Source organism: Gemmatimonadota bacterium (genome assembly GCA_016714015.1).
Lineage (GTDB): Bacteria > Gemmatimonadota > Gemmatimonadetes > Gemmatimonadales > Gemmatimonadaceae > Pseudogemmatithrix.
The window spans coordinates 397533-424055 of sequence record JADJNZ010000001.1; the positions used below are offsets into that span (position 1 = coordinate 397533).

Below are 26523 nucleotides of genomic sequence, written 5' to 3' on the forward strand. Positions count from 1 at the left end.
AATGTAACGACGAGCAACTATGCGGTGTCGTGACATTGGTCACAGACGCCGTTCGGACCGTGCGAGGCTCTCGATTCAGCACGGACGAAGGAAGGGGGCGCCCCGGTCACCCGGAGCGCCCCCTTCACCCTTCAACCTTCATCCTTCGCTCAGTCCTCGTCCGCCGGACCCGCCAGCAGCGAGGCATCAGCCTCGGACGGCGGGGTGAGGAAGCTGGCCGGCAACTCGCCGAACCCGCCGAACTCCGGCGCGGGCGCCGGCGGCGGCTCGATGTCCATGTCCACGTCGTGGTACCGGTACATGCCGGTGCCGGCCGGGATCAGGTGACCGATGATGATGTTCTCCTTGAGGCCGAGGAGGTTGTCCTTGGCGCCACGGATCGCGGCATCGGTGAGCACGCGGGTCGTCTCCTGGAACGAGGCGGCCGAGATGAACGACTGCGTCGTGAGCGACGCCTTGGTGATGCCGAGGAGCAGCGGCTCGGACTGCGAGGCCTTGGTCTTCTTCTTCTTGGCCTTGTCGTTCGCGTCGCGGAAGACCGCCTTGTCGACGTTCTCCCCCTCGAGGAACTCGGTGTCGCCCGACTCGACGACCCGCACCTTCTGGAGCATCTGGCGCACGATCACGCCGATGTGCTTGTCGTTGATCTTCACGCCCTGCAGGCGATAGACCTCCTGCACTTCATTGAGGAGGTACTCCTGCACCGCGCGCGGGCCCTTGATCCGCAGGATGTCGTGCGGATTCACCGGACCCTCGGACAGGCGGTCGCCGGCCCGCACGCGGTCGCCCTCGTGCACGCGGAGATGCTTGCCCGACTGCACCTCGTACAGCTGCGGCTGCTGCGACTCGTCGAGCGCGCCGGCGACGTCCACCGGCTGAACGAAGATCTCACGCTTGCCGCGCTTGATATCGCCGAACCGCACGACGCCGTCGATCTCGGAGATCGTCGCCGGATCCTTCGGCTTGCGCGCCTCGAACAGCTCCGCCACGCGCGGCAGGCCGCCCGTGATGTCGCGGGTCTTGTACGCCTCGCGCGAGATCTTCGCGATCGTCTGGCCGGCCGCCACCTCGGCACCGTCCTCGATGATGAGCTGCGCGCCCACCGGGATCACGAAGTCGCGGATCTTCTTCTCCTTCCCGCCCTTCGACTGCCAGATCTCGATGTGCGGGTGGAGCTTCTTCTCGCGGTCCTCGATGACGACGCGCTGGCGGAGGCCGGTGAGTTCGTCGAGCTCCTCGGACACCGTCTCGTCCTCGACGAGGTCGACGAACTTCAGGGTGCCCGTGACGTCCGCGATGATCGGGTTCGTGTACGGGTCCCACGTGAAGATCTTGTCGTCCTTCTTCACCGTCGCGCCGTCGGTCACCTCGAGGATCGCGCCGAGCGGCACGGCGAGACGCGCCACCACCGGCGCGTTCTTGTCGGCCGAGGCGCGCACGTAGAGCTCGCCCTCGTACGACGTCACGACCTCCTGGCCCTCGGGGTTCGTGACCTTCACCAGGCGGTCGCCGAACTCGACGACGCCCGCCACCTTCGACTTGCGCGCCGTCTGCTCCGCGATGCGGGCCGCCGTGCCGCCGATGTGGAAGGTGCGCAGCGTGAGCTGCGTGCCCGGCTCGCCGATCGACTGCGCGGCAATGATGCCCACCGCCTCGCCGAGATCGACCATCTGCATGGTGGCCAGGTTGCGGCCGTAGCACATGCGGCAGAGGCCGCGCTTCGCCTCGCAGGTGAGCACCGACCGGATCTTCACCGTCTCGATGCCCGCCTCCTCGATCGCCGTCGCCGTCTCCTCGGTGATCATCTGGCCCGCCTCGACCAGGAGCATCGGGCGGCCGGCCTCGTCGAGCAGCTGCGGGTCGACGACATCCTCGCCCGCCACGATGCCGACGATGCGCTCGGCCAACGGCTCGATGATGTCCTCGCCCTCCTTCAGCGCCCCGATGTCGAGGCCCATCACCGTGCCGCAATCCTCCTCGGTGATCGTCACGTCCTGCGCGACGTCGCAGAGGCGGCGCGTGAGGTAACCGGCGTCCGCCGTCTTCAGCGCCGTGTCGGCGAGACCCTTGCGGGCGCCGTGCGTCGACGAGAAGTACTCGAGCACCGAGAGGCCTTCACGGAAGTTCGACTTGATCGGGTTCTCGATGATCTCGCCGATGCCGCCGGTGAGCTTCTTCTGCGGCTTCGCCATCAGGCCGCGCATGCCGGCCAGCTGGCGGATCTGGTCACGCGAACCGCGCGAGCCCGAATCGAACATCATGAACACGGTGTTGAAGCCGTTCTGCGACTCGCGCATGCGCTTCACCATCGCGTCCGCGATGTCGTTGTTCGCGTGCGTCCACGTGTCGATGACCTTGTTGTAGCGCTCGCCGTTCGTGATGTTGCCGGTCTGGTACGCGCGCTGGAAGCGGTTCACGCGCGTCGCCGCCTCGTCGAGCAGCGTCTCCTTCTCGGCCGGGATCTCGAGGTCCTCGATACCGATCGAGACGCCACCGCGCGTGGCGTTGCGGAACCCGAACTCCTTGAGCCGGTCGAGGAACGCGACGGTGCCCGCGAGCCCCGCCTTGCGGTAGGACTCGAACACGAGCTCGCCCAGCGCCTTCTTCTTCATTTCTCGGTTCTGGAACGGCAGCTCCGGCGGCACCACCCCGTCGAACAGCACGCGGCCGGCCGTCGTGGTCACCCAGGCGCGCGTCCCCTCGGGCGTCCGCCCGAAGTACTTCACCGCCGAGTGCACCGTGAGCTGGCCGAGGGCCAGCGCCATCTCGATCTCCGCCGCCGAGCTGAACGTGCGGAGCTTCTCCTGGGCCTTCGCGTCCTTGAGCAGGGCGTCGAACCCGTGGGGCGCCTTCGTCGCGAAGTAGCAGCCGAGCACGATGTCCTGCGACGGCTCCGCCACCGGGCGGCCGTCGGACGGCTTGAGGATGTTGTTCGACGACAGCATCAGCACGCGCGCCTCGAGCTGCGCCTCGAACGAGAGCGGCACGTGGACGGCCATCTGGTCGCCGTCGAAGTCGGCGTTGAACGCCGCGCAGACGAGCGGATGGATGCGGATCGCCTTGCCCTCGACCAGCACCGGCTCGAACGCCTGGATGCCCAGGCGGTGGAGCGTCGGCGCGCGGTTGAGCAGCACCGGATGGTCGCGGATGATCTCCTCGAGGATCTCGAACACCTCGGACGACTCGCGCTCCACGATCTTCTTGGCGCGCTTCACCGTCTCGGCGATGCCCTTCTCCACGAGCTTGTGGATGATGAACGGCTTGAAGAGCTCCAGCGCCATCGCCTTCGGCAGGCCGCACTGGTGCAGCTTGAGCTCCGGGCCCACCACGATGACCGAACGGCCGGAGTAGTCCACGCGCTTGCCGAGCAGGTTCTGACGGAACCGGCCCTGCTTGCCCTTGAGCATGTCGGACAGCGACTTGAGCGGACGCTTGCCGCGGCCGCGGATCGCCTTGGAGCGACGCCCGTTGTCGAACAGCGCATCGACCGCCTCCTGCAGCATGCGCTTCTCGTTGCGCAGGATCACTTCCGGCGCGCGGTGCGAGATGAGCTTGGTGAGGCGGTTGTTGCGGTTGATGACGCGGCGGTACAGGTCGTTCAGGTCGGAGGTCGCGAAGCGACCGCCGTCGAGCGGCACGAGCGGACGGAGATCCGGCGGGATGACCGGGATCACGTCCAGGATCATCCACTCCGGCTTGTTGCGCATGCCGCTGTGGTCGCCCGAGTTGCGGAACGCGTCCACGATCTTGAGGCGCTTGAGCTGCGCCTTCTTCTTGTGCTGCGAGGTCTCCACGAGCACCTGCGTGCGGAGCTCCTCGGCCACCTTGTCGACGTCGAGCCGCTTGAGCAGCTCGCGCACCGCCGGGGCGCCGATCTCGGCGTAGAAGGCGGTGTCGCCCTCCTCCTTCGCCTTCATGCGGAGCTGCAGGTACTGGTCCTCGTCGAGGAGGTCGTTCTGCTTGACCTCCTGCTCGCCGGCGTCGATGACGACGTAGTTCGAGTAGTACACGACCTTCTCGAGATCACGGAGCGTGAGGTCGAGGAGGTTGCCCATCGGGGACGGCAGGGTCTTGAAGAACCAGATGTGCGCGACGGGCACGGCGAGCTCGATGTGCCCCATCCGGTCACGACGGACCTTGGACAGGGTCACTTCGACGCCGCAACGGTCGCAGATCACGCCGCGATAGCGGATCCGCTTGTACTTGCCGCAATGGCACTCCCAGTCCTTGACCGGACCGAAGATGCGCTCGCAGAAGAGGCCATCCTTCTCCGGCTTGAACGACCGGTAGTTGATGGTCTCCGGCTTGGTCACCTCACCCCACGACCACCAGGAGCGCAGGCCGGCCATCTCCAGCCGCTCGCGTTCCTTGGGGTCACGGGGGCCGCGGATCTCCTCGGGAGAGGCGATGCGGACCTGGATGTAGTCGAACGCCGACGCGCTCTTCTCGCGCGCAGAACGGAAATCGATCATGCGGTCAGTCCTCGCTGCCTGGGCCGAAGCTGCCACCCATCCCCTGGTGGCCTCCTTCAGCGTGCGAATCCATCGTCACGTGGATGCCGAGCGCCTGCAGTTCCTTCACGAGCACGTTGAACGACTCGGGGGTGCCGGGCTCCGGCAGGTTCTGCCCCTTCACGATCGCCTCGTACACGCGCGAGCGACCGTTCACGTCGTCCGACTTCACCGTCAGGATCTCCTGCAGGGTGTGCGCGGCGCCGTACGCCTCGAGCGCCCACACTTCCATCTCGCCGAAGCGCTGGCCGCCGAACTGCGCCTTGCCCGCCAGCGGCTGCTGGGTGACGAGGGAGTACGGTCCGATGCTCCGGGCGTGGATCTTGTCGTCGACCAGGTGGCTGAGCTTCAGCATGTAGACCTGGCCCACCGTCACCGGGTTCGAGAACCCTTCGCCGGTGCGACCGTCGCGCAGGCGGATCTTCCCGCCCGGCAGCAGCCCGCCCGCCTTGATGAGTTCCACCGCCGCCGCATCGACGTCGGCCTCGCTCTTCTTGCCGAGCATCGCCGACAACGCCGGCAATCCCATCGCCTCGAGCAGCCCCGCGGCGTCGAGCGCCGTGCGCTTCTCGAGGTCCTTCATCGCCTTCTTGAACTCCGCCTTCTGGTTCGCCGGCGTGTCCTCGGCCGCGATCGACGCCTCGTGGAACGCGACCGCATGCGTGGTCGCCTCCGCCTCGCGCGCCGCCAGCTCCTTCGCCGACGCCACGAGATAGTCGTAGATCCGCTGGTACACCGCCTTCGACTCCGCGCTCGTCCCGCGCGCGTTCAAGGCATTGATCGTCGCGTCATGCAGCAGCTCGACCTTCTCCGCGTCCTCCACCGCCGGACGCTGGTCGTCGAGGATCACCCGGAGCTCGTCCGCGCTCGGCGTCGGGGCATCCGCGGAGAGCCGCAGCGACCCCTTCACCCACTCGAGGCCCGAGAGGCGCAGGCAGAGCCCGATCTCGCGCTCGTTCGCGCCCTGGAACACCGGCGTCTTCGCGTAGAACCCGAGGATCTTCGCCGCCCACCCGAGGTGGGTCTCGAGGATCTGGCCCACGTTCATGCGCGACGGCACGCCGAGCGGGTTGAGCACGATGTCGACCGGACGGCCGTCGGGGAGGAACGGCATGTCCTCCTCGGGCACGATGCGGGCGACGATACCCTTGTTGCCGTGACGGCCGGCCATCTTGTCGCCGACCGAGATCTTGCGCTTCTCGGCCAGGTAGACCTTCACCAGCTGGATGACGCCCGGGGGCAGCTCATCCGGCTGGAGGATGCGGTCGATCCGCTCCTCGGCCTTCTCCTCGATGCGGGCCTTCACCGCGTCGGCCGCGTCGATGATCTCGCGCACCGCCGCGTTCACCTTCTTGTCCTCGACCCGGAACGTCTTGAGGTCGAGCGTGATCAGGCGCAGGTCGCGGAGCATCGCCTCGGTGAGCACCGTGCCCGCCGGGATCGCCTCCTCCACCGTGCCGTTCTGCAGCGCCAGCGAGACCTTCTGGCCCACGAGCAGGGCCTTGATCTCGTCGTCGCGCACGTCGTTCACGCGCACCTTCTCCTCACCCTCGAGGCGGCGCACCTCGCCGATCCGCTCGCCGCGGTCCTTCTCGACGACCTGGTCCTCGACGCGCGAGAAGATCTTCACGTCGATCACCACGCCCTCGACGCCCGGCGACACCTTGAGCGACGAATCCTTCACGTCCTTCGCCTTCTCGCCGAAGATCGCCGTGAGCAGCTTCTCTTCCGGCGACAGCTCCGTCTCGCCCTTCGGCGTGATCTTGCCGACGAGGATGTCACCCGGGCGCACATGCGCGCCGATGCGCACGATGCCGCGCTCGTCGAGGTCCACGAGGGACTCCTCCGAGACGTTCGGGATCTCGCGCGTGATCTCCTCCTGGCCCCGCTTGGTGTCGCGGACGTGGAGCTCGTGCTCCTGGATGTGGATCGACGAATAGACGTCGTCCTTCACCAGGCGCTCCGAGAGCACGATCGCGTCCTCGAAGTTGTGGCCGTACCAGGGCATGAACGCCACCGTCACGTTCGAGCCGAGCGCGAGCTGGCCGAACTGCGTGCCGGCGCCATCGGCCAGCACGTCGCCGGCCTTCACCTTCTGGCCCTGCACGACGAGCGGACGCTGGTTGAGCGCGGTGTCCTGGTTGGTGCGGCGGTACTTCTTGAGCTTGTAGCGGTCCTGCTGCGTGAGGCGCTGCAGCGGGGCCGCGGCATCGCGGTTCGCCTTGTTGCCGGCGCCGGCGTCGACGATGATCTCGTCCGCCGTCACGCGCGTCACCACGCCCGCGCGCTTGGAGATGATCACCGCGCCCGAGTCCACCGCCACCTTCTCCTCGAGCCCCGTGCCGACGAACGGCGTCTGCGGGTTGAGGAGCGGCACCGCCTGGCGCTGCATGTTGGAGCCCATGAGCGCGCGGTTCGCGTCGTCATGCTCGAGGAACGGGATGAGCGCCGCGGCGATCGAGACGAGCTGCTCCGGCGCGACGTCCATGTAGTCGACGCGCGACGGGTTGAGCAGCGGCACGTCCGCCTGCTGTCGGCAGAGGATGAGGTCGTCGATGAACGAGCCGTCCTCGTTGAGGCGCGCGTTCGCCTGCGCGATCACCGCCTCCTCCTCACGATTCGCGTCGAGCCAGGCGATCTCGTTCGTCGCCTTGCCGTTCTTCACCACGCGGTACGGCGTCTCGATGAAGCCGAGGTCGTTGACGCGCGCGAACGTCGCGAGCGACGTGATCAGGCCGATGTTCGGGCCTTCCGGCGTCTCGATGGGGCACATGCGCCCGTACTGCGAGTAGTGCACGTCGCGGACCTCGAAGCCCGCGCGCTCGCGCGTGAGGCCGCCCGGTCCGAGCGCCGAGAGACGACGCTTGTGCGTCAGCTCGGCGAGGGGGTTGGTCTGGTCCATGAACTGCGAGAGCTGCGACGAGCCGAAGAACGCCTGGATCACCGCCGAGACGGTGCGCGCGTTCACGAGGTCGTCGAGCGAGATCTTCTCGCTGTCCTGGTTGATGCTCATGCGCTCCTTGACCAGGCGCGCCATGCGCGAGAGGCCGACGGAGAACTGGTTGGCGATGAGCTCGCCGACCGAGCGGATGCGGCGGTTGCCGAGATGGTCGATGTCGTCCACGTGCCCGCGACCCTCATGGAGCTCCACGAGGTAGCGGATGATCGCGACGAAGTCGTTCGTCTCGAGCACCGTGGTGCTCGCCGGCGTCGGGAGGTGGAGGCGCTGGTTGATCTTGTAGCGCCCCACGCGGCCGAGGTCGTACCGCTTGGGCGAGAAGAAGAGCCGCTCGAGCGCCTGCTTCGCCGTCTCCTTGTTCGGGGCGTCGCCCGGGCGGAGGAGCGAGTAGATCTGCTTGAGGGCCTCGTCCTCGGACTTGGTCGGGTCCTTGGCGAGCGTGTTCTTGATGAGCATGCTCTCGGCGCGGCCCGAGGCCACGAAGCACGAGACCTTGCTCACGTTCGCCTTCCGGAGGCGCTTGACGAGCGTGACGTTGAGGGCCTGGCCGGTCTCGGCCAGGATCTCGCCGTCCTCGGCGTTGATCACGTCCATCGCGAGCACGCGCGGATGGGCGCGCTCCTCGCGCTCGAACGCGTCGAGTTCGTCGCGGAGGTCGACCGACTGGTACGAGGCGAAGACCTTGATCTTGTCGATCTTCTGGCGGCGAAGGCGGTTGTACACCTCTTCCGTCAGCTCGTCGCCTTCCTTGACGAGGAGGTTGGCCTCGGCGCGCTCACGCTCGGCGCGGGCCTTCTTCGTCTTGGCCTTGGGGGCGTCCTCGGCGGTCGCCTCGCCCGGGAGCTCGACGGCCTCGGCGATGATGGCACCGATGACCTCGCGGTCACGGCCTTCCTTGCGCTTGGTGAGGTCGAGTTCGCGGATGCCGAAGAAGAGCCGGTAGATGTCGGCGTTCTGCCCGTAGCCGAAGGCGCGGAGGAGCGCCGTGGCCGGGAACTTCTTCTTCTTGTCGATGTGGACGAAGACGACATCATGGATGTCGACCGTGAACTCGACCCAGGAGCCGCGGAACGGGATGATGCGCGACGAGATCAGGCGCTGCCCGTTGGGGTGCGTCGACTCCTCGAAGACCACACCCGGCGAGCGGTGCAGCTGGCTGACGATGACGCGTTCGGCGCCATTGATGACGAAGGTGCCGAGGGGGGTCAGCAGCGGCAGTTCGCCGAGATAGACCTCCTTCTCGATCTGGTTCTTGACGCGCTTCTTCTTCTCGTCGGCCGGGTTCTCCTCGAACACGGTGAGGACGAGGGTCGCCTTGAGGGGCGCCGAGTACGTCATGTCGCGCTCGATGCACTCCTCGACCGAGTACTTCGGCTCGCCGAGGGTGTAGCGCTTGAAGTCCAGCGAGAAGTTCTCGTGGACGTCGGTGATCGGGAACAGGTCCTTGAAGACGCGCTCGAGCCCGACGTCCTCGCGGTTGTTGGCCGCGGCGTCGAGCTGGAGGAGCGACTCGAAGGCGCGAGTCTGGATGTCGAGCAGGTGCGGCATCTGCATGCCGTGCTCGAGCTTTCCGAAGGAGATCTGCGTGATCATGGCCACCCGGGGTTGAACCGGTGAACAGGCGAAAACCGCCTCGCTGCCCGACGGACGGGCCGTCGGGCGCGAGGCGCGAGGAGCTTCAGTGGGACTGCTGGTGGAGCATCAGGCGCATCGGGGACCAAGTGAGGGTGGAAGGCTTCGGGCGGCGCGTCGGGGGCCCCGGCGCGCCGACCGACCCTTCGCCCTTACTTGATCTCGACGACGGCGCCTTCGGCCTCGAGCTTGGCCTTGACGGCCGCGGCCTCGTCCTTCGAGACGCCGGCCTTCAGCGTCTGCGGGGCGCCGTCGACCATGTCCTTGGCTTCCTTCAGGCCAAGGCCGGTGAGCTCGCGAACCACCTTGATGACCTGGATCTTCTTCGCGCCCGCTTCCTTGAGCACGACGTCGAACTCGGTCTTCTCCTCGGCGGCGGCGGCGGGAGCGCCACCGGCCGGGCCACCCGCGGCGACGGCCGAGATGGTCACGTTGAACTTCGTCTTGAACGATTCGATCAGGTCGGCGAGCTCGATGACCGACATGTTGCCGATCGCCTCGAGGATGTCGTCCTTCGAAAGGGTCGTGTTAGCCATTGTTCCGTTCTCCAAGTGTGTTCCCCCAGGGACTCCCTGGGGCGTGTGGTCAGGCGTACGCCTGGGGGATCAGTTCTGACCTTCGAGCTGCGTCTTTCGGGCTTCGAGCGAGAGCGCGAACATCGAGAGCACGCTGTTGAACGTGCCGACGAGGATCGAGAGCGCCTCCTCGCGCGTGGGGAGCGACGCGAGCTTCTTGACCATCGCGGCGTCGATGACCTCACCAGCATAGAGGCCACCCTTCACCGCGGGGCGGGCGTCGTTCTCCTTGGCGAAGTCGGTGAGGACCTTCGCAGCGGTGATCGCATTGGACTTCGCGACCACCACGCCGGTCGGACCCTTGAGCGCCTGGCCCGTGAGTCCGGCCTCGTTCACCGCCCGCAGCGCGAGGGTGTTCTTGATGACGACGTACTCGACGCCGGCCTTGCGGAAGCGGCGGCGGAGTTCGGTCATCCGCTTCACGTTGAGCCCGGTGAAGTCGGTATACAGGACCCCTTCGGCGCCATCGAGCTTGGACTTCAGCTCGGCGACGAGCTGTTCCTTGTCGGATCGCTTCATCGTGGGTTACCGGTAGGGGTTGGTGTCGATGCGGACGCCGGGGCCCATGGTGCTGGACACGGCGACGGTCTTCACATAGACGCCCTTCGCCGCGGCGGGCTTGGAGCGGACGATCTGGTCCATGAAGGCCGAGAAGTTGGACTCGAGGGCGTCGACGCCGAACGAGACCTTGCCGATGGGGGCCTGGACGTTGCCGGCCTTGTCGACGCGGAACTCGATCTTGCCGGCCTTCGTCTCCCGGACCGCGCGCGCCACGTCGAACGTGACGGTGCCGGCCTTGGGGTTCGGCATGAGGCCGCGGGGGCCGAGCACGCGGCCGAGCTGGCCGACCTGGCCCATCTGGTCCGGCGTGGCGATCATGACGTCGAAGTCGGTCCAGCCTTCCTTGATCTTGGCGACGTACTCGGTGCCGACGAAATCGGCGCCCGCGGCCTCCGCTTCCTTCGCCTTGTCGCCGACGGCGATGACGAGAACGCGGACCGGGGTGCCGGTGCCGGCGGGGAGGACGACGGTGCCGCGCACGACCTGGTCGGCGTGGCGCGGATCGACGCCGAGGCGGACGGCCACTTCGACGGTCTCGTCGAACTTGGCGAACGCGGCACCCTTGACGAGCTCGAGGGCGGCCTTCGGCGCGAACTGCGTGTTCGGGGCGACCTTCGCGGCCGCGGCCCGGTACTTCTTGCCATGCGTCTTCATCCCTTCACCTCCACGCCCATCGAGCGAGCGGCGCCGGCGATCATCGCCATCGCCGACTCGAGCGAGTCGCAGTTGAGGTCAGGCATCTTGAGTTCGGCGATCTTCCGGACCTGCGCCTTCGAGATCGAGCCGACCTTGTTGCGGTTCGGCTGACCCGAGCCCTTCTCGATCCCGGCCTCGCGCTTGACGAGGAACGCCGCGGGCGGCGTCTTCAGGATGAACGAGAACGACTTGTCACCGTAGATGGTGATCTCGACAGGGAGAATCGCATCCTGGCCCTGCGTCCGTGCATTGAACTCCTTGCAGAACGCCATGATGTTGATTCCCTGCGGACCCAGCGCGGTGCCGACGGGCGGGGCCGGATTCGCCTTGCCTGCAGGGATCTGCAGCTTGACGAAACCGGTGACCTTCTTTGCCATCGTGTCCTCTGGAACGTTGAGCGGGCCCGGGCGCCACCCCTGACGGGCGGGCTGGCGGACACTCGCTGACTCCCACGGTGTGTTGTTACGACGTCGTGGTATCCGTCGGGGCGCTCCTCGGTGTGGACGTGACTCGCACACCTACCCCGCGCAAGGGCCTCAACTGTACTGCTGCTAGATGAAAGCTCAAGGTGGAAGGGGGCGAGGCCGTACGGCCTCGCCTCATTCATCCTTCAGCCTTCATCCCGTCCCTAGTGTCCCTTGAGCTGCAGGTAATCCAGCTCGACCGAGGTCGGTCGACCGAACAGGCTGACGCTCACCCTCACCTTGCCCTTGTCCGCCATCACTTCCTCGACCGTGCCGTTGAAATCGGTGAACGGTCCATCCGTGACGGCGACGGCCTGACCGACGAGGAACGGGATCTCCTCCTTCGGGGCGGCCACTTCCTCTTCGACCGCGATGCCGAGGAGGCGCTTCACCTCATCGTCCCGCAGCGGCTGCGGGTCGCGGTCCTTGCCGACGAACTTGATGACGCCCTGGATCGCGTTGATCGTGTGGAGCGTCTCCTCCGAGACGGCCATCTCCACGAGCACGTAGCCCGGGAAGACCTTCCGCTCGACGGTCACCTTCTTGCCGTTCTTGATCTCGACCACCTGCTCGGTCGGGACGAGCGCCTGCCGGATGGCCCGCGCCTCCGCGGCTGCCGGATCCGCGTCGATCTTCCGCTGGATCAGCATCCGCACCTTGTTCTCGTGTCCAGACGTGGTCTGGATCGCGTACCAGCGGTGGGTCACGGGATCACCCGAACAGCGAAGCGGGCAACCGGACGAGCACCAGCTGGAGGACGAGGTCGAGGCCCCAGATGATGACGCCCACGAGCAGCGAGAGGATGATCACGCCGATCGAGAGCGACTGCACCTGCGGGCGATCCGGCCAGGTCACCTTCCGCATCTCGGCCATGACGTCGTGATAGAACGTCACCACCCGCTGCGGCAGGCTCTTGGGCTCAGCGACCACGACCTCGGTCGCCATCTACTTCGTCTCCTTGTGGACCACGTGCTTGTTGCACCGCGGGCAGTACTTCTTCCACTCGACGCGCTCGGGATGCAGGCGCTTGTTCTTCGTGGTGAAGTAGTTGCGGTTCTTGCAGTCGCTGCACGCGAGGATGATCTTGTCGCGGGGCATGGCAGTCTCTCAGGAACGTGTACGCTGGCGGCCCACCGGGGACGCGCCGGGCCACCCCGGCCCCCGGAGAGGGGCGCAGGGCGGCGAGCCTTGAAAGGTAGGGGGGGCTGTTGCCGCTTGCAAGTCCCGGTCGTATCACCGTTTCGGGGCTTCGCGGGGCGGATCCACGCACGGATGCCGGGGCGCGGAGCGAACTGCGAACCGCCGGACCACAGGGGCACAGGGGACACAGGGGACCGCGGCGGGGGCCTCCGCCCGAGGAAAGGGGGCGGCCAGCTACGCTGGCCGCCCCCCTCTGCCTTCTCTTTTCCGCCCTCCGCATCAAGCACGCAACCGGGATCGAACCGGTGACCTCATCCTTACCAAGGATGTGCTCTACCGACTGAGCTATGCGTGCGACTTCTCCCTTCGGCCCTCTTTCTTCAGTACAAGCGGGAGACGGGGCTCGAACCCGCGACATCAAGCTTGGAAGGCTTGCGCTCTACCAGCTGAGCTACTCCCGCAGACCCTGCGTCCTCTCCCCTCTCCCTTCCTCTCCTGCCCTTCCCCTCGCTCCTCGCTCCTTGCCTTCAGTGGTGGGGGAAGGATTCGAACCTTCGAAGGCATAAGCCGGCAGATTTACAGTCTGCTCTCGTTGGCCACTTGAGTACCCCACCCTGCGCGTCCCGGCCGCCAGCCTTCCTGAAAGAGCCGACGGCGAGGATCGAACTCGCGACCGCCCGATTACAAATCGGGTGCTCTACCAGCTGAGCTACGTCGGCGAAACCGATGTCCTGCGCGAGCTATCAAGGATAGTCGGGTCCGGGGGGAGGGTCAATCTCGGAATGAAAGCTGAAGGATGGAGGGGGCGAGGCCGTGCGGCTTCGCCTCGTTCCGCTTCCCGCCCTCGTCCGGTCGCGCCCTACCGCACCACCTTCCACCGCGTCCCGCCCGGCGTGTCCTCGATCGCCACGCCCCGCTCGTCCAGCGCCTTCCGGATCTGGTCCGCGGTCCCGAAGTCCCGGCGGGCGCGCGCCTCGGTCCGCGCCACCAGCTGCGCCTCCACCCAGGTCGCGAGGTCCTCGGCCACGGCGCCCCGCTCCGGCTGCAGGTCGAGGATCGAATCCACCCTCGCGAACACCTCCCGGGCCCGGCTCAGCGGCCCCGGCTCCGTCCCGCCAGCATCGAGCTCCTTGTTGGCCGCCCGGATGAACTCGAAGAGCGCCGCCATCGCGTTCGGCGCATTCAAGTCGTCGAAGAGCGCCGCCCGCACCTCGTTCTCCAGGCGATCCGCCGCATCCTCGAGCGCTCGCGTGCCCCCCTTCGCCGCCTTCAAGCGCTCGGCGAAATCGCCCACGCGCCGCACCGCCTCGAGCGATCCCTCCAGCGCCTCGCCCGCGAGATTGAGCTGCTTGCGATAGTGGGTCGAGAACACGAAGTGCCGCACCGCCGCGCCGCTGATCCCCGCCTCTCGCAGGCCGTCGACGTTCTGCACGTTGCCGACGCGCTTGGCCATCTTCGCCCCGTCGGTGAGCAGGAACTCGCCGTGGCACCAGCACCGCGCGAACGGCTTCCCCGTCGCGGCCTCGCTCTGGGCGATCTCGTCCTCATGATGCGGGAAGACCAGGTCGATGCCGCCGGCGTGCAGGTCGAGCGTCTCGCCCAGCAGCGCCATCGCCATCGCCGAGCACTCGAGGTGCCAACCCGGGCGCCCACGCCCCCACGGCGAATCCCAGGCGGCGCCGCACTTCTCGTCCTCCTCCTTCGCCGCCTTCCACAGCGCGAAGTCCTGCGCGTTCTCCTTCGAGTAGTCGTCCTGCGCCACGCGCGCGCCGCTCTGGATCTCGCGCGTGTCGAGGCGCGAGAGGCGGCCGTACGTGGGGAACTTGCCGATCGCGAAGTAGACCGAGCCGTCCTCGGCGAGGTACGCCACGCCGTTGGCGATGAGCTTCTCGACGAGCGCGATCATCTCCGGGATGTACGCGGTCGCGCGCGGATAATGCTCGGCATCCTCGATGCGCAGGTACTCCCGGTCCGCGTGGAAGATCGTCACGATCGGATCGGTGACCTCGATGATCGTCTTCCCCTGCTCCGTCGCCCGCTTGATGATCTTGTCGTCGACGTCGGTCAGATTCATGACCTGCACGACCTTCCATCCACGCAGGCGCAGCACGCGCCGCATGAGGTCCTCGAAGAGGAACGTGCGGAAGTTGCCGAGGTGCGCCGGGTTGTAGACGGTCGGACCGCAGGTGTAGAGCTTGACGGTCTCGCCGTCCGCCGGAACGAAGGGTTCGACGGTGCGCGTGAGCGTGTTGAACAGTCGGAACTCGGCCATGCCGAAAGCTACGGACCGTCCTCCGCGCGGGGCAACGCCTCCTCCGCGACGCGGGACGCGCGTACCCGGACACCCACGTCACGGCAGAGGGCGAGGATCGCCTCAGGGGTCTGCCCGCCGAGCGGGATGCGGAGCCGACGGCCGCGTCGCGCGAGACTCGGCAACCGGCGCAGCAGCCGGCGCATCGCGTCCTCCGGACTGGGCACCGCGAGTTCGAGCACCGTCCGCGTGCCGCGGGCCGCGCCCACAGGCTCGACAAGACGCCCACGGTCGAGGACGAAGCGGCGATCGGCGAGGCCGAGCGCGTCCGCCGTGTGCGAATCGCGCGTGGCGACGAGCATCGCGATGCCGCTCCCCGCGATGCGGCGCAGCAGCTGTACCGCCTCGACGCGCTCCTCGGGACCGCAGAAGGCGAAGGGTTCCTCGCAGCAGAGGAGGCGCGGATGGGCGAGCAGCGCCTGGGCGACCACCACGCGCAGACGGTCGAGGGCCGCGAGCTGGCCGAGGCGCACGCGCGAGAGGCCGCGCAGCCCGACGCGCGCCATGAGCGGGACGAAGCGCGTGGGCGCGGGGATCGCTTCGTCGGCGAGTGCGAGCTGGTCCGCGTGGAAGGCGAGCGCCTGGCGCACCGTGAGGAAGCCGTACTCCCACGGCCGCGCGCCGATCGACTGCGGGCGGGCCTCGGCCGGGTCGTCGCGGTCGCCCCAGCGGATGGTCCCCTCCGAGGGCGCCGCCTGGGCGGACGCGAGAAGGAGGAGGGTGCTCTTCCCCGCCCCGGCTCCGCCGGTGACGAGGGCGATCTCGCCGGGCATGAGCCGGAAGGAGACGGCGTCGAGGGCGAGTTGCTCGGTGGGAGCACCGAGCACGCCGGCGCGCCAGCGGCGCGAGACCTTCAGGAACTCGAGGGCGGGTGTCATGGCGCGAAGGTCGCACCGGCGCTTCCCTCGACCATCATCCTCGGCACGCGCCGAGTGGCGAAACCCGTCAGTCGCCCGTGGGCGGCGTGGCGGGGCCGGTACCGGATGGGGGCGGAGATCCCGGCGGCGGCACGACGGGGACGCCCTCGGGCGGTGACGACTCGCGCAGCTGCGCCTCGAGTCTTCGCTTCTGCCGTCGCGAGATCACCGGCCGCACCACGGGCCCGGAGAGCGCCTCGTCCTGGTAGACGCGGCCGATCAGCACTCGGCGCACGAGCACCATGACCACGGCGAGCGTCGGAACGGCGACGAGGAGGCCGAAGGGACCGAGTAGCTTCCCGCAGATCAGCACGCTCATGATCGTGAGGACCGGCGGCAGGTCTACCTTTCGGTGCATCAGCAGCGGCACGACGAGCTGGTTCTCGGCCACGTGGATGATCGTGCCGAGGAGGATCACGAGCAGGGCGCGGGTGCCACCGCCCTCCGTGGGGAGGACGAAGAGCGCCGGCACGAGCGTCGAGACGAACGTACCGAAGAACGGCACGATCGCCACGAGGCCGGTGAAGATGCCGAAGGCGAGCCAGTACGGGACGTCGAGGAGCCAGAGCCCGACCGCGGTGAGCGCGGCGAGGGTGACCATCGCGAGGAGCTGGGCGATGGTCCAGGCGCGGAGCGTCTCGCTCAGCGCATCGATGACCTCGTGCGCGACCTCGCGATGCTTGGGCGGCGTGACCGAGATCGCGAGGTCTCGATAGAGGTCGGGGCGGAGCGCGAAGTAGATCGCCATCACGAGGACGGCGACGAGGTTGATGGCGAGATGCAGCGTGTCGAAGAGCCGCGGCACGAGCGCGCCGATGAGGCGCTCGGACTCCTCGAGGGCGACACCGAGGATGCGGTGCTCGCCGGGCACGAACGAGTCGCCCATGCCGGGGACGCGCGCGAGGATCCGCTCGAGCCCCGCCTCCCACTTGGTGACGAGCTCGGGGAGGACGGCGATGAGCTGGCGCGTTTGCTCGATGACCGGCGGGATGAGGAGGAACCCGACCCCGACGAGGCCGCCGACGGTGAGGGCGAGCGACAACGCGAAGGCGGCGCCACGCGGCAATCGCGTGCGCGCCGCCAGGACGTCGGTCACCGCCGAGAGATAGACGGCGAGGAGGATGCCGAGGAAGAGCAGGAGCAGCAGGTCGGCGACGGTGCCGGCCAGCCAGAGCAGGAGGACCGTGACGAGGATCGCGGTGAATCCGGGGAGGATCCACACGCGCCGCACGCCGGTGTCGTTCATGCGGTCACCGCCCCCTGCTCACCGCGCGAGGACCTCAGGGCTTGTTGCCCCGGTCCTCGACGTGGGCATCCGCGATCTCCTCGCCGGCCCCGATGCGCTTGGGCGGGGCCGAGGTCCCGGAGCCGAGGAGCCCCATCTTCTGCTTGAGCGCGAGGAGCTGCTGGTCGGCGCTCGCCGACCCCGCCGACTTCTCGAGCCGCTTGAAGTCGTGCGAGAGGCGATCGCCCGAGAACTCCTCGTCGATCTCCGAGCTGGCTTTGATCATGCGCTCGTTGCTCGTGATCTTCTCCTCCATGCGGGCGAAGGCCTCGAAGGCCGACTTCTCCGACATGGACGACATCGTCTCCGAGATCTTCTGCTGCGCCTGCGCGCGCCGCTGCCGCGCGAGGAGGAGGTTCTTCTTGCGCTTGGCCTCCTCGATCTTGTCATTCAGGTCGCGGAGCGAGTTCTTGAGCTTCTCGGTCTCGAGCTGGTGCGCCTGCCAGGTGGTGAAGAGCGTGTTGGCATGCTCCTGGTGCTCGGACTGGCGCACGAGCGCCTGCTTGGCGAGGTCGTCACGCCCTTCCTTGATGGCGAGCATGGCCTTGGCCTCCCAGTCCGCGGCGGCCTTCTCCTCGGCCTCGGCCTGGTCCTTCAGGCGCTTCTCGTCGGCGATCGCGGCGGCCACCTGCTGCTTGGCGCGCGCGAGCTGGTTGCGCATGTCGACCACGATCTGGTCCAGCATCTTCTCCGGATCCTCGGCGCGCGAGATCAGGTCGTTGATGTTGGACTTGAGGAGGGTGGCCAGCCGGTCGAAGATGCCCATGGTCAGCGGGCCTCGCGGAAGTGAGCCAGCTCGCGGAGGTGCGACGCGAGCGACAAGGTGATGCTCTCGTAGCTGGCCAGGAACTCCTCGTAGTCGAGGTGGCTGAGCTCGAGCGCTTCAGTGAGGACGACCTCGCCCTTCTGGATCCCGTAGGAGCCATGCAGGAGATCGGTCGCGTTGAGTTCGAGGAGTCGCCGGTACAGCGTCGCGGCCGAGGTGGACTCGGCGGGGAGCGTCATGACCTTCACGCGCAACACGACCACCGGCGGCGAGTGATGGATGACGACGGTCATGTCGAGTTCGCCGCCGGGCTGGACGGCCCAGAGGCCCGGCTCGATCTCGTTGTACGATGCGCCTTCGGCCGCGAGTCGGCCGAGGAATCCTTCGATCTGTTCGGGCGTGACCATTTCCGACCCGTGGTGAGGGGACACTCGGGCTTACGCCGCGGGTGTGTCGGAAAGTTTCACCCGGGCAGAGCGTTGCGCCAGCGGGGACGTACGTCCCCGGACAGGACCTGCACCCGCCCGATCAGGTGCGCTTGATCTGGACGAGGCGTTCCTTCGCGAGGCGCCGCCCGGTCGGGGTCGCCGCGAGCCCGCCGCCGGCCGTCTCGCGATACCGGACGTCCATCTCCTTCCCGATCTCGCCCATGGTGTCGATCACCTCGTCCGCCGGGATGGCGAAGGTGATGCCCGCCATCGCCATCTCGACGGCGGCAAGGGCGATGGCCGCGCCGGTCGCGTTGCGGAAGACGCAGGGCAGCTCCACGAGCCCGCCGAGCGGATCGCAGACGAGCCCGAGCGTCCCCTGCTGCGCGAGGGCGACGGCGTGTCCGACCATGGAGGGCGAGCCGCCGAGCATCTCGGTCGCGGCGCCCGCGGCCATGCCGGCGGCCGCGCCGGTCTCGGCCTGGCATCCCCCTTCGGCGCCGGAGAGCGAGGCGCGCTGCGCGACGACCGCCCCGATGAGCCCCGCGGTCGCGAGCGCATCGATGAGCTGGTCGTCGGTGCACCCCTTCTGCTTGGCGATGCCGAGGAGCACGGCAGGGAGGACGCCCGCGCCGCCGGCCGTCGGCGCGGCGACGATGACGCCCATCGCGGCGTTCACTTCCTGCACCGCGAGCGCTCGCATGAGGACGTCGCGGAACACGGTCCCGGCGAGCGGACCCGCGGGGCCGGTGCGGAGCTTCGCCGCATCGCCGCCGACGAGGCCGGAGTTCGAACGGAGGTCGCCGACCAGCCCCTGCTCGACGGCGTGGCGCATGACGGCGAGGGCGCGGCCGAGCGCCTCGCGGATGTCGTCAACGGTGCGGCCCTGGTCACGCGACTCGATCTCGAGGGCGACTGACGCGAGCGTGGTGCCCTTGGCCTCGGCGTCGCGGATGGCATCGTGCAGCGAGCCGTACATCAGCCACCGACCTTGTCGATGCGGTGCGTCCATCGCACCCACGGGAGCGCGCGCAGGTCGTCGCGGACCTTCTCGTTGGGCTGCTCGTCCACCTCGATCACCATGAACGCGTCGCCCCCTCGATGTTTCCGCGAGAGCCTGAGCGTGGCGATGTTGACGCCATCGTCGCTGAGGATGCCGGTGATCTTCGCGATCGATCCCTTGATGTCCTCGGCGACCATGACGATGGTGTGATGCGAGGCGTCCACCTCGACGGGATAGCCGTCGATCTGCGACACCTTGATGCGCCCCGCGCCGAGCGAGGCGCCGAGCATGACGTGATGCCGGTGCTGCCGGGTGACGGTGATGCGCACGGTGTTGGGATGCACCTCGGGCTCGTCGCCGAGCGTGGTCTTCTCGAAGCGCCAGTCGAGGCCCTCCTTCTCCATGATCGCGAGCGCATCGCGCAGACGCTCATCATCGGGCCGGAATCCGAGGAGCCCGCCGACGATCGCCTTGTCGGTGCCGTGTCCCTCGCCGGTGCGCGCGAAGGAGCCGTGCAGTTCGATCAGGGCCTTCTCCGGCGTGCCCGCGACGAGGTCGCGCGCGACCAGGCCGAGGCGGCAGGCACCAGCGGTGTGGCTTGAGCTTGGGCCCACCATGACGGGGCCGATGATGTCCAGTATCGATACCATGGGATGAAGCTAAGGAGCGAGGAGCGAGGGGAAAGAGCGAGGACGGGCAGGGGAAGGGGGAGAGGGGAGGGGGAGGGTCCAGGGGGAGGGGAGGTTCCGGACCGCTCGGCGGGGTTCTGGTGGGGGTGTGCGAGGTGCGGGGTGCCATGGTTGCGCGCATGGCACCTCCAGCTGCGGCGCGGCCGCTTCTTGCGGATCGGCTCGTTCTCTTCGGGGGGCGGGTGGGCGCGGTCATCCGCAGTGCGCCTCGGGATGCGGCATTGGAGCCGATGTTCCGGCAGCTCGCGCGGTCAGCGACCTCGCCGGCGGCGAACTACGCCGAGGCGCGCGAGGCGGTCTCGTCTCGGGACTACGTGCACAGGATGAAGATCGTCGTGAAGGAGCTCCGCGAGACCATCACCTGGCTCGAGATGCTGCGGGTCGCGGGCTTCCGCGCGCGCGACATCGAGGTACTCGAGCGCGAATGCCGAGAGTTGATCGCGATCAGCGTCACGTGCATTCGTCGCGCCATCGGCCAGTAAGCCCCTTCCCCCTTCCCCCTTCCCCCTCCCCCTCGTCCCTCCCCCCTTCCCCTCGCCCCTTCCCCTTCCCCTCGCTCCTCGCTCCTTCTCACGGCAGCCGGCGAAGCGCCTGCACCACCCTGCCATCCGCTCCCCCCGCCGCCCTCGCCCACCCCTCAAGCCTGTCCCGCGTCGCCCGCGCCGCCGCGGTGTCCGTTCCGCGCCGCCGCGCGAGCTCCGCCTCCAACAGGTCCTCGGCGCGCTCGTCGACGTTCTCCGGATACGGCTTCCCTGCCCCGAGCCGCTCCGGCCACTCGCGCGCGGCGGCGATCAGGGCCGCCGCCGCCTCCCAGCGCGCGTCGCGCATCGCGTCGACCGCGAGCAGGAGCTTCGCTTCACGATAGAGCGCGTGTCCCTCGGCGCTGCCCTCGTACGGGATGATCTCGATCCGGTCGAGGATCCGCTCAGCCGCCGCATGGTGCCCGGCGGCCATCTGCGCGCGCACGAGGGTGAGGCCGAGGATGTAGCTCGCCGGGATCCGCCCGTAGTAGTCGCTCGCGACGGCCTCGGCACCTGCCGCGTCGCCAGCGGCGAGCAACGCCTCCGTGAGTCGCTTGCCGTACCGCCACTCGCCGCGATCGAGCTGCGCCGCGCGGCGGAGGTCGGTGATGCGGTCGGCGGTCGATCGCCCCGGGAAGGCGGCACGCGCCGCGTAGAAGGGCGCGAACCCCGGACGGTCACCCAGCTCGACGAGGAGCGGACGCGCCTCCTCGAGCCGCCCGAGATGCCAGAGCCCGAGCGCGCGATAGTAGCGCGGCTTCCAGTCGTCGCTCGTGGCGACGACCTGCTCGAGCGCAGTGATCACCTCGGGGCGGAAGGGGAAGACGCGCAGCGGCGGGAGCTCGTTGGCCCGCGTGATGAGCGCGGTCGCATTGGCCGGCCGGAGCGCGGCGCGCCAGTAGAGGGCTTCGGGGTGGTCATTGAGCGCCTCGAGGAGTCGCAGCGCCTGCGCGCGTTCGCCGACGCCGAGATACCAGGACGCGAGCTGGAAGAGCTGCTGCTCGGGGAGTTCCGCGCGCACACCGCTGAGGAGGAGGCGCGCCGGATCCTGCGCGCGCCGCGCGAGCAGGCGCTCGTAGCGCGCGAGCTGACTGAGCGGATCGGCGGCCTCGAGCGCGGCCGTCGCCGCCGACAGCGGCACCGGCGCGCCGTTCCGACGGGCGATCACCACGCGCACGCCGAGTGCATCGAGATCGGCGGGGTCGGCGGCGAGCGCCTTGTCGGCATAGGCCGCGGCGCGGCGCGCGTCGCCGTCCGCGAGCCAGAGCTTCGCGAGTTCGGCGTAGGCGGCGACGCGGTACTCGAGCGTCTGCGACGCGATCTCGAAGCCGTCGCGCGCATCGGCGAGGCGTCCGAGGTGGCGGTTGGCGAGACCGTAGTAGTAGTTGGCCGCACCGTCGTAGGTATCGACGCTGAGCGCCGTGCGGGCATCGCGACGCGCCGCCTCGTAGCGCATCGCGCGGAGTTCGAGGGCGGCGCGGTCGGTGAGCGCGGGGACGAAGTGCGGGTCCTTCGCGAGCGCGCTGTCGAGGAGCGGACGCGCGCGGTCGTACTCTCGCTGCCGCATCAGCTCCTTGCCCTTGAGGTGCAGGCCGACCGCCGATGTCCAATCGAAGTCGCGCGGCGTGGCGATGGGCCGGTCGAGCGCGACGGTGGCGGGGTCGCCGTCGAAGACGAGGCGATGGTCGCCGAGGATGATGCGCAGGTCGCGGAGGGCGACGCCGGGCGCGGTGATGGTATCGGCCCAGGGCTGGAGGGGGGACCGCACCACGCGCCGGGCGGCGAGGCGCTGGCCCTTCGCCTGGATGATGAGCGAGTCCGCGACCGGCTCGGCGGGCGAGAGGGCGAGGATGATGCGATCGCCGACCTGCGTGACGTTGAGCGCCCCGGCGGCGCTCGCGGTGACGAATCCCTTGGTGCCGACGACCGGCATCCACCGTTCGGTCCAGCGGTCGGTGAGATGCGGCGTGAAGCCGCGGTGCTTGAAGGGGGTGAACGTGCTCCCCTCGGCGGACTGGTTGAAGAGACGCCCTGACTGGAGTTCCGAGTACTGCCCATCGCGGTCCGTGAGCAGTTGCTCCCAGATCATGCCCTGCCGCGAGAGCCCCCAGATCCAGATCTTCTGCCCCGGCTTCTCGTCGCGCGGTGCGACGCGGGCCATGCCGAAGTCGTGATCGCGCCAGTAGGCGCCGAAGAAGTCGCCGGCGCCGCCGAAGACGTGATACGACTTGTAGGGCCCGAAGTCATTCCGCTCGTACCGGCTCACATCGGCATTGCGCGCGGTGTTGATGGGCCACTCACCGGGCTCGCCGTCATGTCCGATCCAGCTCGTGCCGGGGAAGACGTACTGGAGGTCGCCGCGGGTGGGGATGCCGGCGGTCATCCACGTGTAGTAGGGCTGCTCGAGTGACGAGCCGTTGTGCCAGGTGGAGCTCGTGGTGAAGTAGGCCTGGTCGGGCGCGAGGCGCGTCTCGACGCGCCACGTGGTGTTCGTGAGGAGGTCGAGCGCGCCGACGATCGCGCTCACGCTGCCGTCAGCGTTCTTGCGGACGACGTAATCGACGGGCGTGGAGACGTTGGGCGTGTGGCCGATGATGCCGTAGTTGGCCTCGATGCCGCCGCTCGTCCAGGGGCCGCGCATCGCGATGTCGCGGAACTTCACCGCGTGATTGAAATAGATGAACGGCCGGCCGGTGCGCTTCTCGACCGCGGCCCAGATCTTCCCGCCGATCTCGGGGAGGATGAGCACGCGGATGAAGTCGTTCTCGAGCTCGACGACCTTCCACGCCTGCGGTCGCGCGGTGGCGGTGAATCCGTCGAAGCGGAAGTACGGATAGATGCGGCCGACGACGGGGATCGGGTCGGGGTCGCTGAAGGGATACGTCGGGAAGGTGTCGCGGTACTCGCGGATGCGCGCGGTCCGCGCCTGGACCACGGCACCGCGCTGGATCTCGCGCGACTGTGCCATCGCCGGCAGCGCGGTGATGGCCAGGAGGGCGAGGCCCAGCGCGCGCGGGCGTCCGATGATCGTCCGCATGATGATCACCGGATGACGAGGAGGATGCCCTTCCCCGGCGCGAGCGTGATGCGCTCGCCGGCGCCGATCGTGCGCGCGTCCTGCAACGCGCCCACGGCGGGGGCGGTGATCGTCGCGCGCGCCGGATCGATCCCGAGCGCGGCCCAGTCCACCTGCGGCGTGATGCTCACGGTGTCGGCGGCCCAGCTCGCGATGGCCACGAGGGCGCGGCCGTCCTGCTTGAACACGGTGGCCTTCACGTCCTCGCGCCCGGTGCGCACCTGCACGTTGGGGGACCAGTAGCCGTAGAGCTGCGACCCTTGCATGCCGAAGTCGTCCCAGAGCTTCCAGAGCGGACGCGGGTCGGCGTTGCTCGACCAGGGCATGCGATTGGTCATGCCATGGACCATGCCACGCCACGGGTTGCCGCCCCCCTCGAGCATCTCACCCATGAGGCCGAACGGGATGCCGCTCACCTCGGTCATCCAGAAGTCGTCGGGGCTCTTCTCGTAGTCGAAGTACTCGCCGAACCAGAGGCGGTCGATGTATGGGAAGAGCTCGAGGTAGAGCATCGCGCTGTTGATGAAGCCGTCGCGCTCGTTGTACTGGTTGGCCGAGTGGAGGTCGAGGATGCCGGGGCGCCCGTCCTGGCGAAGCATGCGACGCACCCGCTTCATGGTCGTGCGGTCGAACGCGACGTCATCGAGGTAGAGCCCGTCGATGCCGACGTTGTGCACGAGCCAGTTGATCCCCTCGATGTAGTAGTTGTGCCAGCGGCTCATCCCGCTGTTGACCACCGCGGCATCCTTGAGCTCGGGGACGAACCAGGCGGCGATGTAGTCGTCCTGCAGGTGCTCCTGGAGCCAGGAGTATCCGCCGCCGCGGCCGGGGGAGAAGACCTCGTGCCCGAGCGAACGGAGGGCGTAGAGCTCGTGACTGCGATTGGAGAGCTCGCGGACGGTGTTGTAGATCTTGACCTGCAGGCCGCGGCGGTGCGCGTCGTCGATGTAGCGCTTCATCGCGTCATGGGCGATGAAGGGGTAGTTGATGTACGGGTTGATCGCGTTGGCGTGATGGATGTTCACGACGGTCGCGCCCGTCGCGACGACGGTGTCGAGCGGCGAGTACTTGTGATAGAAGCGGCGCGACCACTGCGCGTCGGTCTCGAGCGGATGGAAGGGCGTGACGAGGAAGCGGGCGTCGAAGCGGAGCGAGTCGCCGGCGGCCATGAGCCGCCCACCGCTCGTGGCGCGGACCATCACCGCGTCGGGATCCTCGCTCCAGGTGATGTGCCCCGCGCCGCCGTTGCCCCACGAGGTGGGAAGGAGCAGCGGCTTCTGGAGATAGAAGTTGGTGTTGAGTGGCCGGACGTAGTGCTCGTCGCGCAGGGAGAACCAGAGCCCGGCGTTCACGCCGCCGAGCCAGGCGCCGTCCTGGTTCTTCTTCGCGACGTCCCAGGTCCAGTCGTTGAAGCGGGGTCGCCGCTGGCCCTTGAGTCCGAGCCCCATCGCATAGGTCGCCGCGCCGGGCGCGTAGGGGATGGTGAGCGCGACATCCTCGAGCGCGACGCTGCGCTTGGCGCGGAGGCGCATCTCGTATGAGAGGCTCCCGTCGAACTCGAGCGTGCCGCGGACCTCGAGGTCCCATGCGCCGGCGTCGGTCGTGGCGGTCCACGAGACGGTGCCGGGCTCCTGTCGCGTGAAGCGGAGATCGCCGGGGCGCGGGACGGGATCGCCCTGCACCGCACCGGGCGCCTCGGGTACCTTCACCTGCGTCACGTCGAGCCGGATGGGCGCCGCGATCACCGCATTGGGCGCCGCCTGGAGCCCCGTCATCTCGGGCGTGAAGAAGGTCTCGATGCGCGCCGGGAGTCCGTTCGCACCGAGCGTGATGCTGCGCCCGAGGATGCGCAATGTGCGACCCTCCACCGCGATCGGCGTGTACGGGGCGATGACGTCGTTGCGGTGCCCGAGCGTGGAGTTGAGCCAGGCGAGGCGGGTGAGCTTCTCCGGTTCGTCGGCGCCACCGACGAGGACGGAGTCGGGACGCACGACGATGGTGAGGGCGACCTTCACGGGTGCGGTGCCTGCGGCGGTGACGGTCGCGTCGCCGGTGTAGGTCCCCGGGGCGGCGCTCATGGGGACATCGACGCCCGCCCACATCGCCTGCACCTGCCCCGCGGCGACATCGACGCGCGCGGTGAAGGGGCGGCCGTCCCAGCCGGTGCCGCCGTTGTTGATCGACGTGAGGCGCGCGGACGGGATGACGTTCGCGCCGGCGCGCAGGTCGCCGAACGTGACCTTCAGGTCGTTCGTCGCGCGGCGCGCGTACACGCCGAGCTGGAAGGCGAGGAACTCGCCGCGGCGTGCCTCGTCGCGGAAGGTGGCGGTGGGGCCGCGCGTGATCCAGCGCAGCGGCAACTGGTCGCGCATGCGGATGGAGTGGAGGCGGTCCTCGGGGAAGACGAGGAACGGCTTCGTCGCGTGCGCCGCGTCAAGGCGCTGCACCTCGGCGGGCGTCGCGATCACCTGCATCGGCGCGAAGCTGTTGAGCGCGTCGATGGCCTCGAAGCGCTCGACCGTCGCGCGCGGGACGGCGGATGCGCGCGTCAACTCGGCGAGCCAGGCGGCGTCGGCGCTGTCGGCGACTGGCAGATAGGTGACGTTCGGGTAGTTGGAGCGGCCGCCCGACTTGTAGGGCAGGTAGTAGATGAAGTAGCGCCCCGCGCCGGCGACGGGCTCGAAGTCGAACTCGCCGGCCGCCTGGGTGATCGCGCCGCGGCGAACATTCGCGATCCGCTGCCCGCCGCGTTCGGCGATGACGAGCACGGCCTTGGCCTCGGGGTTCCGGTCGGGGCGACGCCACGGGACGCTCACGTGCGCGACGCGGCCTGCAGCGGTCACGCGTACGACGGCGCGGTGATTGCCGAGCGTCTCGGAGTCCCAGGCGGAGTCGGCGACGGTGAACTGCTGGGCGCCGAGCGGCGAGACGGCCGCGGCGAGGAAGGCGAGGGTGATGATCGACCGGGTCATGGTCGGTAAGGTACCGG

General features: G+C 68.6%; 19 protein-coding genes and 4 tRNA genes. 1 reads left to right on the forward strand and 22 read right to left on the reverse strand.

Annotated features, from left to right (window positions below):
* Positions 1-149: 149 nt before the first annotated feature.
* The 20 genes from rpoC to sdaAB all read right to left on the reverse strand — a co-directional run bounded on the left by rpoC (position 150) and on the right by sdaAB (position 19898).
* Positions 150-4472 (reverse strand): DNA-directed RNA polymerase subunit beta', encoded by a 4323-nt coding sequence (gene rpoC / locus IPJ78_01640; protein ID MBK7905248.1) that lies wholly within the window; start codon positions 4470-4472, stop codon positions 150-152.
* Between the two features lie 4 nt (positions 4473-4476).
* On the reverse strand, positions 4477-9063 hold the full coding sequence (rpoB, locus tag IPJ78_01645) for a DNA-directed RNA polymerase subunit beta (GenBank protein MBK7905249.1): 4587 nt from the start codon (positions 9061-9063) through the stop codon (positions 4477-4479).
* 191 nt (positions 9064-9254) lie between these two features.
* Entirely contained in the window at positions 9255-9638 is a 384-nt protein-coding gene (gene rplL, locus IPJ78_01650) for a 50S ribosomal protein L7/L12 (protein MBK7905250.1), read from the reverse strand.
* Positions 9639-9707: 69 nt separating this feature from the next.
* Positions 9708-10196: a 50S ribosomal protein L10 gene (locus IPJ78_01655; protein MBK7905251.1), complete on the reverse strand. Its 489-nt coding sequence runs from the start codon at positions 10194-10196 to the stop codon at positions 9708-9710.
* A gap of 6 nt (positions 10197-10202) precedes the next feature.
* Complete coding sequence (locus IPJ78_01660; GenBank protein ID MBK7905252.1) at positions 10203-10892, reverse strand: 50S ribosomal protein L1; 690 nt, start codon at positions 10890-10892, stop codon at positions 10203-10205.
* On the reverse strand, positions 10889-11311 hold the full coding sequence (gene rplK, locus IPJ78_01665; GenBank protein ID MBK7905253.1) for a 50S ribosomal protein L11: 423 nt from the start codon (positions 11309-11311) through the stop codon (positions 10889-10891). The genes IPJ78_01660 and rplK overlap by 4 nt, the downstream gene beginning before the upstream one ends.
* A 251-nt stretch (positions 11312-11562) precedes the next feature.
* Entirely contained in the window at positions 11563-12105 is a 543-nt protein-coding gene (nusG, locus tag IPJ78_01670; protein MBK7905254.1) for a transcription termination/antitermination factor NusG, read from the reverse strand.
* 4 nt (positions 12106-12109) lie between these two features.
* A complete protein-coding gene (secE, locus tag IPJ78_01675; protein ID MBK7905255.1) occupies positions 12110-12343 on the reverse strand; it encodes a preprotein translocase subunit SecE in 234 nt (77 codons plus the stop codon).
* Positions 12344-12496: a 50S ribosomal protein L33 gene (gene rpmG / locus IPJ78_01680; protein MBK7905256.1), complete on the reverse strand. Its 153-nt coding sequence runs from the start codon at positions 12494-12496 to the stop codon at positions 12344-12346.
* A gap of 324 nt (positions 12497-12820) precedes the next feature.
* A tRNA-Thr gene (locus IPJ78_01685) sits at positions 12821-12893 on the reverse strand.
* 33 nt (positions 12894-12926) lie between these two features.
* Positions 12927-12999 (reverse strand) — tRNA-Gly (locus tag IPJ78_01690).
* A 70-nt stretch (positions 13000-13069) separates the two neighbouring features.
* Positions 13070-13152 (reverse strand) — tRNA-Tyr (locus IPJ78_01695).
* A gap of 32 nt (positions 13153-13184) precedes the next feature.
* Positions 13185-13257, reverse strand: a tRNA-Thr gene (locus IPJ78_01700).
* A gap of 140 nt (positions 13258-13397) precedes the next feature.
* Positions 13398-14810, reverse strand: a complete 1413-nt coding sequence (locus IPJ78_01705; protein ID MBK7905257.1) for a cysteine--tRNA ligase — start codon at positions 14808-14810, stop codon at positions 13398-13400.
* A gap of 8 nt (positions 14811-14818) precedes the next feature.
* Positions 14819-15727: an ATP-binding cassette domain-containing protein gene (locus IPJ78_01710; GenBank protein ID MBK7905258.1), complete on the reverse strand. Its 909-nt coding sequence runs from the start codon at positions 15725-15727 to the stop codon at positions 14819-14821.
* 67 nt (positions 15728-15794) lie between these two features.
* Complete coding sequence (locus tag IPJ78_01715; protein ID MBK7905259.1) at positions 15795-17012, reverse strand: AI-2E family transporter; 1218 nt, start codon at positions 17010-17012, stop codon at positions 15795-15797.
* A 34-nt stretch (positions 17013-17046) separates the two neighbouring features.
* Positions 17047-17817, reverse strand: coding sequence for a PspA/IM30 family protein (locus IPJ78_01720; protein ID MBK7905260.1), 771 nt, complete (start codon positions 17815-17817; stop codon positions 17047-17049).
* Positions 17818-17819: 2 nt separating this feature from the next.
* The gene (locus IPJ78_01725; protein MBK7905261.1) at positions 17820-18224 is read right to left on the reverse strand and encodes a hypothetical protein; all 405 of its coding nucleotides are present in this window, start codon (positions 18222-18224) and stop codon (positions 17820-17822) included.
* Positions 18225-18345: 121 nt separating this feature from the next.
* Positions 18346-19224 (reverse strand): L-serine ammonia-lyase, iron-sulfur-dependent, subunit alpha, encoded by an 879-nt coding sequence (gene sdaAA, locus IPJ78_01730; protein MBK7905262.1) that lies wholly within the window; start codon positions 19222-19224, stop codon positions 18346-18348.
* On the reverse strand, positions 19224-19898 hold the full coding sequence (gene sdaAB, locus IPJ78_01735; GenBank protein ID MBK7905263.1) for an L-serine ammonia-lyase, iron-sulfur-dependent, subunit beta: 675 nt from the start codon (positions 19896-19898) through the stop codon (positions 19224-19226). The genes sdaAA and sdaAB overlap by 1 nt, the downstream gene beginning before the upstream one ends.
* Before the next feature lie 158 nt (positions 19899-20056).
* Between sdaAB and IPJ78_01740 the strand changes: the two genes are divergently transcribed.
* The gene (locus IPJ78_01740; GenBank protein ID MBK7905264.1) at positions 20057-20419 is read left to right on the forward strand and encodes a four helix bundle protein; all 363 of its coding nucleotides are present in this window, start codon (positions 20057-20059) and stop codon (positions 20417-20419) included.
* 88 nt (positions 20420-20507) lie between these two features.
* On the opposite strand, the gene IPJ78_01745 is transcribed toward IPJ78_01740, so the two are convergent.
* Positions 20508-23495, reverse strand: a complete 2988-nt coding sequence (locus IPJ78_01745) for a DUF5107 domain-containing protein (GenBank protein ID MBK7905265.1) — start codon at positions 23493-23495, stop codon at positions 20508-20510.
* A 5-nt stretch (positions 23496-23500) separates the two neighbouring features.
* Positions 23501-26506 carry a hypothetical protein gene (locus IPJ78_01750; GenBank protein MBK7905266.1) on the reverse strand — a complete coding sequence of 1002 codons (3006 nt, stop codon included), beginning with the start codon at positions 26504-26506 and terminating at the stop codon, positions 23501-23503.
* Between the last annotated feature and the right edge of the window lie 17 nt (positions 26507-26523).